Raw genomic sequence first — 16,310 nt, forward strand, 5'->3', positions numbered from 1 at the left:
CGAAGCGAGCCGCAATGGATGACACGTTTATGCTCCAAGTCTTAGCCGCTGCGTTGCCCGACTCGGGTAAAGACTCCACCCCTAGTTGTCAATAGCGTTTGAGATGCGCTTACCCTGGTGAATCTATTAGGAGAAATCACAATTGTTTAAGAAATTGGTTGTCATACTAGGAGAACTATGAGCAGACCGTCATCATTTGAATTAATTGTTGACATATGCAGTTGACACATACAAAAATTCTACTTCAATACACATTTCTCAATCCGTACTGAAGTAGAGCCTAGTCAAAGTAGAATTTTGCTTAGCCAGCCACTATGCTACAGAAGTTGGCAAAAGCACACTCATTAATTGGGATGCAAAGAAAGCGACCCCCATTCCCAAAACCACAAAACCCGCTGAACGAAATGGAACTGTCGCTATCTCAGATTTCTGCGTCGGAATCGCTGTATGGCCAAGCCAAAAGGTTGTGATTGAGATCACTAACTGAATCACAGTAAACCCAGCTAAGTAAGCCAGTAATGGGGGTGTTGCCGCTCCAAAAATGGATTCTCCGTAGGCATAGCCATGAAATAAGCCTGCGATCGCTGCTAGGATTGTTACAATTTCCGGTCTTGGGAGACTTCTTCATCACCAGCAACGCCCCAAAGAGAACAATTGAGCCGGAGACAAAGAGTTCCACACCAGGGACACTGAATTTAGCACGATGGGCACCTGTTCCCAACATAGCGGCTAGAACAAAGGCGATGGGAATCCAATCCCCCTGTCCTTGGCCACAGAATTCACTGGGGTGTCGGGGCGTAGAGGGCAGGTGGAACGGCGGTTTTTCTGACGTCATGCCAGAGCAAACTGCCTTGAGAGGAGACGTGCCCCGCTCGGGGTGGCTGCGCTACGACGATCGATCGGCACCCCGAATTCATCGAACTGACGTTAATAATGAGGTCAGCAGTGATACTCATCCGGGTTACAAAATTCTAGGCTTTGACACTCCCCGCTCTAAAGAGACGGAGATTCTTGGTTCAACCAGTTAGCTTGTCTAGATCCGTTGCCGAATCGAGATAGCGGCTAGTCTGTCCCCAAGCGTAGCTTCCGGTATGCCCTACCGTAGTGAGTCCTTTAGCCAAGATATTCAGCGCTGCGTTGTGGTCACGGTCTAAAACGGTTCCGCAATGTGGGCATTGATGCGTCCTTTGGCTCAATGCTTTTTTCACTTCCTGCCCACAGTTTGAGCAATTTTGAGACGTATATTGAGGCGGAACGGCTACCGTCGCCTTGCCAAATATTTTCCCAAAATACTCTAACCATTCTCGGAACAATGACCAGCTTGCATCACTGATGGACTTGGCTAATTTGCGATGCTTCACCATGTTCCGCACTTGCAGATCCTCATAGACAATCAGATCGCTAGACTGAACGACGCACTTTGCCAGCTTCACGGCAAAGTCTTTACGCTGTCTACTCACCTTCAAGTGCTTTCGGGCTAATTTCTGCTTGGCTTTTTTGTAGTTTACAGATTGAGCTTGCCCTTTGCGGAACTTCTTCGATACCCGTTTCTGAAGCCGCTTCAATGCCTTCTCAGACTTTCTCAAATAGCGAGGGTTTTCGATTTGATTCCCCTGGGAATCGGTGTAGAAGTGGTTCAGTCCAACATCTAATCCGATAGCAGTTTGACTGGGTGTTATAGTCTCAGTCCGATCTACATCAATGCAGAATTGAACATAATAACCGTCCGCCCGTCGCACTAATCGCACGCGCTTGATCTGGTCAATCTGGTAGAAATTCAGATCTCGCGTTCCGACTAATTTGAGTCTGCCAATCTTGAAGCCATCAGTCAACGTGAGGTATTTCCGGTCTTCTGAAAGCTTCCATCCAGAGGTTTTGTATTCCACTGAATGACCGCGCTTCTTGAATTTCGGAAACCCTTTCTTGCCTTTGATTTGCTTCTTGCAGTTATCGAAGAATCGAGAAATGGCTGACCATGCCCTATCCGCACTGGCTTGTCTTGCCATTGAATTGAGCTTTCCAGCCCATTCAAAATCTTTGGCTAAAACTTTGCAATATGCCGATAGATCGTATTTGCCGATTTTCTCGTGATCCATCCAGTACCGAACACAGCTATTACGGATGAACAAAGCAGTGCGAATCGCCTCATCAATTAGCGAATACTGCTCTGTTTTCCCGTTCAGCTTTAGCTCAAGTACTAGCATGCTGAAGAATAAATCTTACGCTCTCTATTGTAGCGTAAATCGTGGGTGAATTAACTAGCGCGTTTTGGCGGAAGTGTTGGCTTGGGATTGACGTAGGCGGCTAAAGCCGCTCGTGTCGCTTTTCATCCCCCGACTGAAGTATGGGGGCTTTCAAGCTCCTGCTATTTTTGCGTAAAGTTCTGGGCTGCAAAACCGTAGTTGCCTGAGACATCACAAGCTTATGATTGCGGCATTGAATACAATTTTGGGGCAAAAAAGTAACGACAGTAAAGTTAGATCATGCTTGATCTAACGTACAGCTGCCATAATTCTCATCAGGTTGCCATGATTCTCTTACGGTAAAAGGGCAATTTACTCAGTACACAGGATCTACGACCACGCTAGTAGGCCGTTTCTTAAAAATTCATCAAAGATTCAAGGAGTTTTGCTCCAAATTATCCGGTTTCAAGCGAAACTACGGGAACAGACAAGTGTGTGGTTCCCCTCTGCTCTCGCTATTTTTTGTCTTCCCCCCTTCTTCTCAATCTCAATCTATGTACCTGACAATAGTTGCTTGGTGGAATGGGTCTCTGCTACCCATTTTGACAAGTTTTTGGCTGCTGATTGGAACTGTGCACGATCGCTTCAGCAATTCTTTTGTCCTGCAAACCACCAATCAGGACAGAGGCTCGATACATTCCAACATCCTTGTTGATGGAGCGATTTAGCCATGCAGTTCCGATCGAGTGACTTTGGACTTTGGGTCATGCTAGGACTGCTCAGTGCGGTTAGTAGCCCAGGTGCGATCGCTCAAACCGCTCCGATCGTCCCAGACAATACCTTACCGACGCCCTCCCAAGTTCAACAACAAAATCCCCTCTTGCAAATTACGGGCGGGACTCAACGGGGAGGTAACCTTTTCCATAGCTTTGAACGCTTTTCTATCCCCACAGGGCAGACGGCTATATTTGTGGTTGATCCAGCCCTGACCCAAAACATCATTACACGAGTCACTGGTAAACTGCCCTCTGCCATTGATGGAGTTCTGGGGACCCATGGTGGAGCCAACCTTTTTTTTCTCAACCCCAATGGGATTACCTTTGGGCAGAATGCGCGATTGGAGATCGGGGGTTCGTTTGTAGCCAGCACAGCCAACGGGTACCAATTTAGTGATGGGAGTGAGTTTAGTGCGACGAATCCCCAAGCACCTCCTTTATTAGCCGTTAACCTACCCTTGGGGCTGCAATTTGGCTCTACTCCTGGCAAAATTGTGCAGCAATCTCCTGCGTTAGCCGTTGCACCGGGTCAAACGCTAGCCTTAGTGGGCGGAGATGTACTAGTTCCAGGAGGGAATTTGTTCGCACCCAGTGGTCGGATCGAACTGGGGAGTGTTCAGGCTTCTGGACAAGTCACAATCAACTCTGATTCAGAGGGCTTGGTTCTGAGTTATCCCAATGTTTCCACTTTGGGTCAAATCCAGCTTTTAGACGGAGCCACCATCAATACTTCTGGCAATCCTTCCGGGGCAATTCAGATTCAGGGTCGATCGTTCCAAATGGCGAACAATGCTCGAATTCTGTCCTTTAATTTAGGAACTAGCGATGGGGGCGATCTGACCATTAACGCCAGTGATGCTATTGAAATTGTTGGCACTGGGAATCATGCTCAAACCTTGCAAGCACTTTCTACAGGAGCCTTGGATATTAGTAAGGCTAGTAATATTATCGCTACAATTTCGCTAAATTCTGGAGCGACGGGACGAATCATCCTGAATACAGGGAAATTAACTTTATTTAATGGAGCTTACATTACTAACATTACAGCAGGAATAGGACTACCAAGCAGCTTAACTATTAATGCATCAGATATCACCTTAGATCAAGGTCTGATTTCAAGTCTGACGGCTATTCATAGCCCCCGTGATAGTAGTTCTCTGACGATTAATACCGATCGCTTAACTTTACAGACAAATAGTTTTCTTTCAACAACAACACTGAATTCAGGTAGCAGTGGCAAATTAACCATTCATGCGCGCGATCGGGTGGATGTGGTGGGCAGTGATCTCATTCAATTTCCGTTGTCGGATGTGCCGGGAGTCACGACCAGTATTTCCACAACGGGTTTAGGGGGAGGGAAAGCGGGTGAGCTAGAAATTAACACCGAGCAGTTGACGTTACTCCAGGGGGCAAGACTGAGTACCAGCAGTACTAACCAATTGGAAGGTGGCAACCTGACTATCAATGCGACCGATAGAATTGTTTTAGATGGAATGTCGCCCGATCGTACTAGTCCCACAACGGTCACTGCTCGTTCTGCAAGTGGGAGAGGGGGGAACATAAACCTCAACAGTCGCCAACTGTTTGTAACCGATGGTGCAGTCGTGGCTACTTCCACCTCTGGTCAAGACCGATCTGGCAATATTAGTGTTAACAGTCAAGAGATGGTTGTGGTATCAGGTTCCGGCGGTGGACTGTTTACAAATACCACGTCCGAATCGGCCCAAGGAGGGACGATCTCAGTTACGACAGATAACTTTCGCGTGACTGATTTTGCCAAATTAGATGCCAGTACCACCGGCCAACGGGGAGGAGACATTATCATTAGTAGTCGTCTGTTCACGGCCCAATCCGGTGGTCGTATCCGCACGAGTACCTTTGGTAGAGGACAAGCTGGCGATATTAAAATTGAGGCTTTTGATCTTGTCACCCTTGATGGAACAGGTCAAATTGCACCGACCTTAAAGTTGTTACTGGATGGAGTCATCAAAGGAAATCTAGTCTTCATTCCACCGGTGATTAATTCTCCCAATCCGCCTACTGGAGCGGCTATTCTAGTCCAAAAACCTGACGGTGATATTAAGGTAACTGCCCGCCAAGTTTTTCAATTATCAGAACAGCAAACAGGCTTATTTGCTAGTTCCTATGCCCAAGGATCTGGTGGAAACTTAACTCTGAAGTCGCCCCAAATTAACGTTAGCAACGATGCACTGGTCTCGGTCAGTGGTTGGGCTTCGGGGAACAGTGGCCAACTCAATGTCATAGCCAATAATCTGAATATTCAAGATAGCTTGTTGCTGACTAGCACGACCGCAGGTAATGGAGGAAAGCTCGCGATCGCAGCCAATAACTTTACCCTATCTAATGGCACCCTGATTGCGGTTACAGCCCAAGGTACCGGAGCGACGATTGATCTGAACATTAAAAATCTTTTGTTGATGCGTCACGGGAGCCAAATTACAGCCCGTGCGTTTGAAAAAGGTATTGGCGGCAATATCAAAGTTGATGCTGGGTTTATCGTCGCCTTACCGAATGAAAACAGCGACATCACAGCTAGGGCTCTGCGGGAGCGGGGTGGCAATATTCAAATTACGACTCAAGGCTTGTATGGATTAAGCTTTCAGCCTCGTCCGACTCTCTTGAGCGATATTACAGCCAGTTCTGAGTTTGGCATTGATGGCATTGTCACAATTAACAGTCCTGAGATTGATCCCAGTAAAAGCGTGAACGAGCTGCCTGCCGATCTCCTCGACCTTTCCCATCAAATTGATCCCGTGTGCTCTCAACAGCAACAGGCCAATCGCTTTGTGGTGACTGGGCGTGGGGGACTGCCGCCCAGTCCCCAGGAAATCCTGAACATTCCACCAACAGCCGATACGTCAGCCAGGGGCGATCGCCATGCCTCTCCCGACTTAACTCGCGAGGATCCCTCAGAGGGTGTCCTGATCGAAGCCGATCGCTGGCAATGGAACGCCGATGGGAGCCTCTCGTTATTAGCCAGCCAGCCGACGGCGGCGGTGTCTCCAGTTCATTGCGGTAAACCAACCACCACTACCCGAGTCACGGTTCCTTAACGTTTCAGTGTTAGGTATCCCCCATTCCTTTACTTCGGTCACGCCAGAGGAGAATGATGAAATTTGGACTAATTCCCGCAAGTGTGGTTGGCCTCATCTTACTAGGCAGTCCTTCTCAGACCCAGGCTGCTGTAACTTCTCCGTTACCTACGGACGCTCTACCGCCCATTTCAGCTCCTTCCCAGGCATCATCTCTAACAACCACGATCGCCCAGGTTAGAACGCTTCAGCAACAGGGTTATTATCGTCGTGCCAAACAATTGTTGACGCAGACCCAAGCCCAACTAGCAAATCAGCCAGATTCCTACGACAAGTTGCTCAGCTTGCTGCATTTGGGGAACGTGCTGCGAATGATGGGCGATCGTCAAACCTCGCAAACGGTTCTCGAACAAGCCTTGGCGATCTCCGAACGCCTATCTCAGCCCCAAGCCGTTGCCTTGGCCAGTTTTCACTTAGCTAATACCTTAGCTGCCCAGCAAAAACGCACCGAAGCCTTGAAGCTCTACACCGCTGCGAGCCGTGCCGATAGTCCAGTCCGCCTGACGGCACTGCTACGATCGCTGCGCCTACTGTTGGAGAACCATCAATGGGAGGCTGGTCAAGCCTATCTGGAAAAAATTCAGGCCGAGCTGCCTCAAGCCGAACATTCCTCCTTAAGTATTTATGCTCATTTAGAACTCGCAGGCATCCTCCAATACGGGCAATCGTTAGGCTTTTTGCAACCCATTACGGCGAACCACGTTGGTGCCAATGCCTTCTTACCCAGCCATTTGTTAGCGACAGCCATTCAAAAGGCCCGACTTGCCCATGACCTTCGAGCAGAATCCATTGGATTAGGACGACTTAGTGGATTATATGAAGCCCAGGAACGTTGGCCTGAAGCCCAGCAGCTAACTGAGCAGGCGCTCGAATTGGCAGAGCACCTCAATGCGCCGGACTTAATTTATCAATGGCAGTGGCAAATGGGACGGATCCGACGTGCCCAAAGGGACGCCAAAAGCGCGATCGGCTATTACCGATCGGCGATTCAAAATTTACAAACTATCCGGCAAGATTTGGCCGCGATTGATACAGAGGTGCAGTTCTCTTTCCGAGATCAGGTTGAACCCGTCTATCGGGAGTTTGTCGAACTGCTGATTGATACGACAGAGCAATCTCAAACTAAAACAGTTAATTCTGATCCCAGGATTCATTCTGGTAAAAGCATTGATTCTGGCAAGGGCCGTGCTTCTGGCAAGGGCCGTGATTCTGGCATTGGGGAAGACTTCCTTCACGAGGCCCAGCAGGTAATTGAATCCCTTCAACTGGCAGAATTAACCGATTACTTCCGGGAAGCTTGCCTCGATTTTAAGGCGACCACTGCCGATCGAGTGGATCCTCAGGCGGCCATTATCTATCCGATTATTTTGTCTAATCGCTTAACGGTTATTGTGTCCATTCCAGGACAACCGTTGCAGCATTACAGCACGGTGCTCCCCCAGGCTCAAATTGAAACAACCCTCGATCGCTTTCGGCAATCGATGCGATCGACCTCTTTCCGCCAAGAGCGCCTGACGGTGGCTAAAACGCTTTATCAATGGTTGATTCAACCGTCACTGAGCCATCTTAAACAACACGATATCAAAACCCTCATCTTCGTGCCCGATGGGACTTTGCGCAATGTACCAATGGCCGCTCTACATGACGGGCAACAGTACTTGATCGAACAGTTTGGTGTAGGAGTTACTCCAACGCTGAAGGTATTAGCATCGCCCCCTAATCCGTCCGAACTCGGGCCAGTATTAGCGGCAGGACTCAGTCAGGGAGCTCCAAACTATACCCCTTTGCCTGGAGTGCGGACAGAACTAGAACAGATCCAGCGCATCACCCATTCCCATATCCTGCTTGACCAATCCTTTACCAAAGAACAAATTCAGACCCTATTGGAAACTCAACCCATTTCCATTGTGCACTTAGCGACCCATGGGCAGTTCAGTTCTCGATCAGAGGATACCTATCTCCTGACCGTGGATGGCCCGCTGCGGCTACAGGATTTAGATCGATCCCTGCGTAAGCGAGAACTTAAAAACTTACTCCCCCTAGACTTACTCGTTCTCAGCGCCTGTGAAACGGCCCAAGGCGATCGTCGGGCAGTGCTGGGATTAGCGGGGATCGCTGTGAGATCCGGCGCAAGAAGTACCCTGGCCTCCCTTTGGACGGTGAACGATCGCTCAACTGCTCAGTTTATGGATCATTTTTATCGAGTCTTGCAACAGTCCCACGTTTCTCGGGCCGAAGCAGTGCGCCAAGCTCAACTCACACTCTTAAAACAAGACCTCTATAGCCATCCCTACTATTGGGCTGCCTTTACTCTTGTTGGTAATTGGCAATAACTATGATTTTCTTTTTAAAATATATTTTTTCGGTAAACTTTCACTGATCTATACGGACAAGTTTGGATAATCAATGTCCTAATTAATACATAGACCGAACCAGTATTTATCTAATCAGATGAATATTGGTTAGCATAGGTTAGTGAACCGCCGATCATCTATTTAATACCCCTTCTCTTGTCCTCTTTCGGCAAAGGCATCCTGAATTGTAACGGCGGCAGGGTATCTATTAGGGATATTTATCTCTGTCAGGGATATCTATCCACTGCTTGGTCAAATGATAGGTAATTCATCATAGGTTAGTGACTTCATAGGTTAGTGATTGCCACTTAACCCATTGACCTAAGTGAAGGTTCAGAAAAAGTCAGTATGTGCATGCCCTAGCCCTTGCCATGGCAAGCAGCGGTTAACCATCAGTGCTCAACCATAGAGGTATCCCTCAAGGTACTCAATGATCTGGCTGAACTCAAAATCTAAGATGACCTGTCGATAGGTTAACTGCCCTGTATAGCTAGATAGTCTCCTTGAAGGTAAATCAAGGAAAACGCCTTTGCCTCAATCCCCCCCTGTGCCCCATACTCTGGCTCCGGTTCCCATGGAACAGCTGTGAATTCTTCCTGAAATGAATCTGTGCTTTCCTTATGAAAAGAAATACAACACCGACTGTCATATTTCCAATGATGTTGTCATGCTTATTGACAACATGCAGCCTAGCAACTTCCGCGATCGCCTACCCAGACCTCGACTTTATCGATCCGCCTAGTACACCCACTGGCACTGGCAGTGGAGGTACCCGACCCGTGCGTTGTGGCAACGAAGTGCGTCAAGCCCATGATCGGTTTGGCGTCATGCAACCGCAGAATCAAGAGAGTTTGACCGCCAATGCACGCCCTGATGTCTGGGTTTACTTGCCGATCGTCAGCACTCAGCAGATCGAATTCAGCATTGTGGGTGGCCAAGGGGAAGAAATTTATCAGTCCTTGTTACCAATTCCTCAACAGACGGGTTGGGTCTCGATTCCTTATCCTGCAGCGGCACCCAGCCTTCAGTTGGGGCAGAAATATACTTGGACTTTAGCGTTAGTGTGTGATGGTAGCGATCGCACCCGTGATCTCACAGTTCAAACAACCGTGCACCATACATCCATCCCCTTCCAAATCCCCACCGTTCAGTCTGCAAGTACAGAGTTAGACTTGATTCAACGGCTGGCCAAGGAAGGTTTTTGGCTAGATGCAATGAGCCGATGGTCAACCCTGCAAAGCCAATCTAAAACCATTGCGCAACCAGTCCAACGTCTCCTACCGACTGAACAAACCAGACAACCTAACCGGCCTAGTCGCCCCGTTGGAGCCGCACTTTCGCCTATTTCCGCTAACTCATCCAAGCTGCTAGCGTTCCCTGCTTCCAATGCATCCACCTCGAACTAATCTGGCGCGTTTTCTATCCCTGCTTACAAGACATCGATTGTCACCTGTGGTAAGGCAGATTTCGAGAATTCAAAAAACCGCTACACTAAAGCCATCGCGCAACAGATGTTCCCAGGGTTCTCAATTAAACCCACCCAAGTTTGTTGGGTTTTATCCTGGATCGTAACTCTACTCCCGGTATTTCTTAGACAGAATCGGTCATTTGAGGACGGTATCTCTTTCAGCATTGGGCAGTAAATCGGGTTATGGGGAAAGGGCTGAAACAGCAGCTTGAGCTTTGGTTCAAGCGCGGATTACCGATCGTTGGAATATCCGCTGGAGTTTTAGGGCTGCAATGGTCAGGACTGTTGCAGCCTTTAGAATGGGCCATTTGGGATCTGTGGTTAAACACTGTTCCTTTGGAACCCAATCCACAACGGGTCACCGTCGTTGCGATTGATGAAGCGGATATATCTCGGTGGGGGTATCCGTTATCTGACGACCTCCTGGCTAAAGGGTTGACGAAAATCCGCAAGCTCCAACCGCGAGCGATCGGATTAGATCTCTATCGCAATCTCCCGGTAGAACCGGGTCATGCCAATCTGCAACAAGTATTTTCTACCACTCCAAATCTGATTGGCATTCAGCGATTTTTGCATAGCTCCTTAGGCGAAGGCGTGGATGCACCCCCGATTCTTCGCGATCGCAAACAAGTAGCTGCTAGTGATTTGGTCATTGATGCCGATGGTAAGTTACGGCGATCGCTGCTGTCATTCCGCGATCCTCAAAACAATCCTCAACTGACCTTAGGCACTCGGTTAGCATTAATTTATTTAGAGAAGGAACAGATCACACCCAAGACAATTCAAGGACAAACAATTCAATTAGGAAAATCCATTTTTCGCCGTTTGGAACCGCGCGAAGGTGGCTATATTCAGACTAATGTTGACGGCTATCAAATTCTAAGTCGCTTTCAACGATCTCCCGGTGGAGTTACTCGTGTTTCACTCTCCGATGTCTTAGACGAACGAGTTCCGCCTGAATTGATTCGCGATCGTGTTGTTTTAGTAGGCACTCGTGCTCCCAGCATTAATGATCAAATTTATACGCCCTTTAGCCGTGGAGCCGACACAACCTGGGCAGGGGTGGAAATCCATGCCGATGTCACCAATCAACTCATCAGTGCAGCCTTAGACAATCGTCATCCCTTTCAAGGAGTTCCCTACCCGATTTATAGTGTCTGGACGATCGTTTGGGTGATTGGCGGCGGTTGGATTGGGTGGAAACTGCGCAGTTGGTCCAAGGCAAGCATTCTTCTCCCAGGTTTGGTGCTCATTTTAGTTGGAACGGCCTACGGCTTATTTTTGGCGGGGTGGTGGCTACCGATCTCGGGATCTGCGATCGGGTTTGCGGTGGCGGGGGTGTTCTGTCGCACCTATATTGCCTGGGAGCAACTGAAACGCTCCCATCAAATGCTGACGAACTACTCTAAGCAATTGGAGGAAGAGGTTGCTGCCCGCACCCAAGAACTGACGGAAAAGAATCAAAGTTTAGCGCTGTCTAAACGTCAAGCTGAAGCGGCTAGTCGGGCTAAAAGTGCCTTTTTAGCCAATATGAACCATGAGCTGCGCACCCCGTTGACAATTATTTTGGGATGCAGTGAACTGCTCAACTATGATCCCGGTTTAAATGCAGAGCAAAAGTCGCGGCTCACAACGATCGAACGCAGCGTCCAGCATCTCCTAGGACTGATTAACGATGTTTTAGAGTTATCCCGGTTAGAAGCCGGAGCTGCTGTCCTGCGGCCCACACGCTTTAACCTTAAGCATTTTCTGCAAGGGCTGGAAGAGATGTTTGAACCACAGGTTTTGGCTAAGGGCCTGACCTTGCATCGCCAAGATGCCCCGAATTTACCTCGCTATATTGTTGCGGACGAGAATAAACTGCGCCAAGTCTTAGTCAACCTGATCAATAACGCAGTCAAATTTACCAGCCAGGGCACTGTTAGTCTGCAAGTGTTCCAGTCGGGGGGGGGCTCCATCCTTCAGGACAACTCGATCGAACGCTCCCTCGCCACCAAGCCCACCGTACATCTTATCTTTCAGGTCAGTGACACGGGGGTTGGGATCCCTGAACCAGACCTAGAACAGATTTTTGAAGCTTTTGTTCAAAGCGAGTCGGGGCAAAAATCTCAGCAGGGCACTGGGTTGGGGTTAGCTATTTGTCGGCAAATGGTGCAGCTCATGCGGGGAGAGATTATAGTCACCAGTGTGCTGGGTCAAGGTACACAGTTTCAAGTGACGATTCCTGTGGAAGTGGATGCCCTAGCCTCTGCCGATCGGTTTGATGTGTTGGATCCTCTACGATCGCTACCCACACCTTCTGGTCCGCTGTCCACTACCGTGCAAGAGGAGGTACAGCCCAGCCGAGCAATCACCCATCAGCCCACTCATTGGTGTTCTGAATTACATCATGCCGCCTATCGCCTCAATGCAGAACGGTGCCAACGCTTGATCGGAGAGATGCCTATTCCGGATCCGGCTTTGTTACATCACCTGCAGACTCTGATTCGTCAATTTCAGTTTGACAAAATTGTTGAACTGACCACACTTAAGCAAAATCAAGATACGAATTGGTAATTTCTGGCAGCGTCCTGTTTTAACCCTTCTGTAGTCAGTTCAGTATTTCAATTCATTTCCCGCGCAGCGGAGAGCTGTTCGCCTACTGTGGAGCATGCTTCCAAGGACAGAACATGACCGATTCCAACCTTATTTCTATGATCAAAAGAATACGGTTCCATAAACCAGTATTTCTAGTATCTAGTTACTCAAAATATAAATGGGATCCAATTAGAAAATTTAATTCTATCAATAATAAAACTTAGTTACAGAATCTCTTCACTTAAGGCATTGAGAATTCTGATTCTCTGGCTTTAAACTGAGGACATCCTGAACTTAAGTCAGTCTGTCTTATTCGTTCGTGGTGATCTGGTTATTGCTGGGTGCCAGGAACTGGTTCCGTTTTCTGAATATCCACTCCAAGCGGCTTCCAAAAACCTATGCTGCCCCAATCCACTCATCGTCAGGTTCTTCCCTTGCCATCTAAGTTACCGCTGTCAGACATCACCGCCTACTATTTAGAGCGACTGATTCAGCAACGGATCGATCGTCTTCGCTTAATTTCCGATAAGACGGCTCCCATTGGAGATATGGTCAGCACTGTCCGTCAACTTGAACAACTGACCCTCCAGCACCAAACCCTCAGCAGCCAAGGTGCAAAACACCATCAATCGCTTCAGCAAACGGAGGCCGAGATTTTTCGGTTGCTGGGCTTTAACTTAGATGATACAAAGCCACAGGCCACAATTTTGGTGGTGGATGATACGCCCGAAGTTCTACGGTTTTTCTCGGAGACTCTGGCACGCCAAGGCTATGAAGTGTGTAGTGCCATTAGCGGCACGATCGCGCTGAATCATGCAACCCAAATCCAGCCGGACTTGATCCTACTGGACATTATGATGCCGACGATCGATGGATACGAAGTTTGTGAGCGCCTCAAGGCTGATCCCAAGACTGAAAATATTCCGGTCATTTTTGTCAGTGCTATCCATGAACCCTTTGACAAAGTGAAGGCGTTCAACATAGGTGGAGTCGATTATCTTACTAAGCCGATTCAAGTGGAGGAATTGCTGATTCGCATTGAACATCAGCTAACCCTACAACGCTTTCGGAAACAAATGATGGATCAGAATCTGCTGTTCCGTACGGAAGTAGAGCAGCAATTGCAATCTGCAACGGCCTATCGGCAGTTTTTTGATCAAGCGGTAGACGGGCTCTATCGGATCAGTCCTGAGGGCAAGTTTTTGCAGGTGAATGGAGCCTTGGCCACATTATTGGGCTATGACGATGTGGAAACTCTGCTACAGGTGGAGGGAATGCAGCGTCTTTATGTGAGCTCCTCCCGTTGGGGCGAGTTATTGCAGTATCTTTATCAATATGGGCGGGTGCAAGAGTTTGAATCTAAGGTGGTCAAACCGGATGGCAGCCATATCTGGATTTCAGAGTCGGTTCATGCAGTCAGGAATGAGGACGGCATCATTTTAGGGTTGGAAGGGATTGTGCGTGATGTCACCCAGCGGAAGGAATATCTCGAGAGACTTCTCCGCGATCGCTGGCAACAGGAACAAGCGCTACAATAGCAACCCTAATTGACTAGGAATCCCTGGGAATCCCTAGGATTTACGGGAGATTGCTCTGGGCAATGATTTGACCTTCGATCGATTCTGAGTTCCAATCAGTAGGGATCTGTGGGAACTGAGTGAGGTCACCTTTTAGGCTTACGGGATTCGCTCATCTGGATGGCAGGAGCCACTATTTTTCTCCAAACAGTTTTTTGGGTTCAGGCTGAAGGTTCAGTGGGAACTCGATACACTGATGGAGAGGCCAAGGGAGGTTGATGGTGAGTGATACATATCAGGTCGGCGGGAGTCTACGACAAAATTCACCGAGCTATGTAGTACGCCAAGCAGACTTGGACTTGGTCATGGCGCTCAATAATGGCGAATTAAGCTATGTGTTGAATGCCCGACAAATGGGGAAGTCCAGCCTGCGGGTGCGTACGATGCATCAACTCCAACAGCAGGGGCGTAAATGTGGCGCTGTGGATCTCACATTATTGGGGACTCGCACAACAACCCCAGAACAGTGGTATGCCTCTTTTGCGGCTTCTTTAACTCAAAGTTTTCGCCTTGATGTGAAGTTATCCAGTTGGTGGACGGCCCATCAGGAACTCTCTCTGGTGCGACGCTTAGCGACCTTTTTGGAAGAAATTTTGTTGCCGCAGGTGTCAGGCCCGATCGTGATTTTTATCGACGAAGTGGATAGTGTCATGGCCCTGTCCTTTCCCACGGATGACTTTTTTGCGTTGATTCGGGCTACCTACGATCGGAGATCGGAGATACCAGATTTTCGGCGACTAACTTGGGCGCTGTTTGGCGTTGCTACCCCTGCGGCCTTGATTCGCGACCCCCAGCGTACCCCGCTCAATATTGGCCGTGCGATCCAACTACGAGGATTTCAGGATCATGAGGTATTTCCCCTCGCCTGTGGTTTAGTGGGCAAGGTGAACCAACCGATGGCGGTACTCAAGGCCATTTTATATTGGACAGCGGGGCAGCCTTTTTTAACCCAGAAGCTCTGCCAACTGACGGTGCAAAGTAGTCAATCCACCATCCAAGGGACGCTGAATCTGCCGCCTGGAACGGAATCTTTTTGGGTAGAGCAGCTTGTCCACAAACATATTCTTCAGGATTGGGAAGCGCAAGACTACCCTGAACACCTGCGCACCATCCGCGATCGCCTTTTGTTTGAACCCCAAGGGCGGCGCGATCGTCTGGTACTGTATCGCCAATTGCTCCTCCGAGAGCAACTGAGCCAAGAGCAAGACGACCCAGAGGAATTGTCCCAGAAACCCCAAGATTTTCTGCCCGGAAACGGAGCCGGAGCCAACCGCAACGTATATCCACCCGGTATCCTGCCTCAGACTCCAGCGACTCCACTGACTCCACCTCAGCCTCAGTCGGCTGAATCACCCATTCCAGTGACCGATGGAAACGATCAATCACGAGACAAGACTTCCAAGAAAGCTTCAGACAAGACTTCAGATAAGACCTTGGATTTTGAGCAGGTGATCTTTGCCAGCGATCGGGCCATTGAACCCGTCTTAACGGAGTTACTGTTATCCGGCTTGGTGGAACAGCGGCAAGGACAGTTACAGGTGAAAAATCCGATTTACCAAGCTATTTTTAATTTGAGTTGGGTGGAGGCCCAGTTGGCCACCTATGATGCATTGGAAACCCAGGCAATATCCTCCGCCCCGCTGCCATCGGAGTCTCCGCCACCGTCTCAGCCAGATCCTGCCACAGAAGTTAGCCCATCGCCTCCTGGGCAGACGACCACGATCGCTGCTCACCCGACTTCTAGTCCTAATAATGGAATGAGTCCCTCGATCGAACCGCTTATTGGTCCACCTTCAGTGGGTGCTCCTTCAGTGGGTGCTCCCCCAACGAGCTCAGCCTTAGCTAACTCAACGTTAAAAGAAGACGCGATCGCGTCAGGAACAATCACAGAAGGACTGAGCGACCTAAATCAGGACGTAGAAAAGAAAGATCCAATTGGCAACCAGCCCAACGGCTCAAACCTGGCTGATGGAACAAACGCACCTGATGGAACAAACAAATTGGTCTCTCAAGCAGTGCTGGATGCGGTGCCCCAGGAAGTCAAGCAAATGGCCCAGCAGCAGTTGCAAACCCAGCTTTTGCAAGAGATTCAATCCCTGAAACAACAACGATCGTGGCTGGTTGGATTTGTACTCCTCTTGCTCACGATCGTGATTTATCAATTGCTATTTGCGTAATTTGCCGATCGAGTGAATCCGATCTGCCCATGGTTTAATGGGCGTTTACCCATCACTTGTATATTGCTGTATATTGCTGAACATC

Annotated in this window: 9 protein-coding genes and 1 pseudogene; 6 read left to right on the top strand and 4 right to left on the bottom strand. The window is 48.9% G+C overall.

Annotation, left to right across the window (positions count from 1 at the left end; all coding sequences use genetic code 11):
* Positions 1–312 precede the first annotated feature (312 nt).
* The 4 genes and pseudogenes from ACN4EG_RS19630 to ACN4EG_RS19645 all read right to left on the bottom strand — a co-directional run bounded on the left by ACN4EG_RS19630 (position 313) and on the right by ACN4EG_RS19645 (position 2,204).
* Complete coding sequence (locus tag ACN4EG_RS19630; RefSeq protein WP_431631896.1) at positions 313–603, bottom strand: HupE/UreJ family protein; 291 nt, start codon at positions 601–603, stop codon at positions 313–315.
* 19 nt (positions 604–622) lie between these two features.
* A pseudogene (locus ACN4EG_RS19635) lies at positions 623–835 on the bottom strand (HupE/UreJ family protein); the annotation flags it as partial.
* Positions 780–956 (bottom strand): hypothetical protein, encoded by a 177-nt coding sequence (locus ACN4EG_RS19640; protein WP_431631879.1) that lies wholly within the window; start codon positions 954–956, stop codon positions 780–782. The gene ACN4EG_RS19640 and the pseudogene ACN4EG_RS19635, both read right to left, overlap by 56 nt.
* A 60-nt stretch (positions 957–1,016) precedes the next feature.
* Positions 1,017–2,204, bottom strand: a complete 1,188-nt coding sequence (locus tag ACN4EG_RS19645) for an RNA-guided endonuclease InsQ/TnpB family protein (protein ID WP_431631880.1) — start codon at positions 2,202–2,204, stop codon at positions 1,017–1,019.
* A gap of 709 nt (positions 2,205–2,913) precedes the next feature.
* Here ACN4EG_RS19645 and ACN4EG_RS19650 point away from each other — a divergent pair.
* From ACN4EG_RS19650 to ACN4EG_RS19675, 6 genes are all read left to right on the top strand, one after another.
* Positions 2,914–6,033: a two-partner secretion domain-containing protein gene (locus ACN4EG_RS19650; protein WP_431631881.1), complete on the top strand. Its 3,120-nt coding sequence runs from the start codon at positions 2,914–2,916 to the stop codon at positions 6,031–6,033.
* 56 nt (positions 6,034–6,089) lie between these two features.
* Positions 6,090–8,405 carry a CHAT domain-containing protein gene (locus tag ACN4EG_RS19655; protein ID WP_431631882.1) on the top strand — a complete coding sequence of 772 codons (2,316 nt, stop codon included), beginning with the start codon at positions 6,090–6,092 and terminating at the stop codon, positions 8,403–8,405.
* A 677-nt stretch (positions 8,406–9,082) separates the two neighbouring features.
* Positions 9,083–9,832, top strand: a complete 750-nt coding sequence (locus ACN4EG_RS19660) for a DUF928 domain-containing protein (protein WP_431631883.1) — start codon at positions 9,083–9,085, stop codon at positions 9,830–9,832.
* Positions 9,833–10,077: 245 nt separating this feature from the next.
* Entirely contained in the window at positions 10,078–12,450 is a 2,373-nt protein-coding gene (locus ACN4EG_RS19665; protein ID WP_431631884.1) for a CHASE2 domain-containing protein, read from the top strand.
* Between the two features lie 455 nt (positions 12,451–12,905).
* Positions 12,906–14,009, top strand: a complete 1,104-nt coding sequence (locus ACN4EG_RS19670; RefSeq protein ID WP_431631885.1) for a response regulator — start codon at positions 12,906–12,908, stop codon at positions 14,007–14,009.
* Between the two features lie 260 nt (positions 14,010–14,269).
* Positions 14,270–16,225, top strand: a complete 1,956-nt coding sequence (locus ACN4EG_RS19675; protein WP_431631886.1) for an AAA-like domain-containing protein — start codon at positions 14,270–14,272, stop codon at positions 16,223–16,225.
* Positions 16,226–16,310 lie beyond the last annotated feature (85 nt).

The sequence above is a fragment of the Alkalinema pantanalense CENA528 genome (assembly GCF_050753345.1).
Taxonomy (GTDB): domain Bacteria; phylum Cyanobacteriota; class Cyanobacteriia; order Leptolyngbyales; family Leptolyngbyaceae; genus Alkalinema; species Alkalinema pantanalense.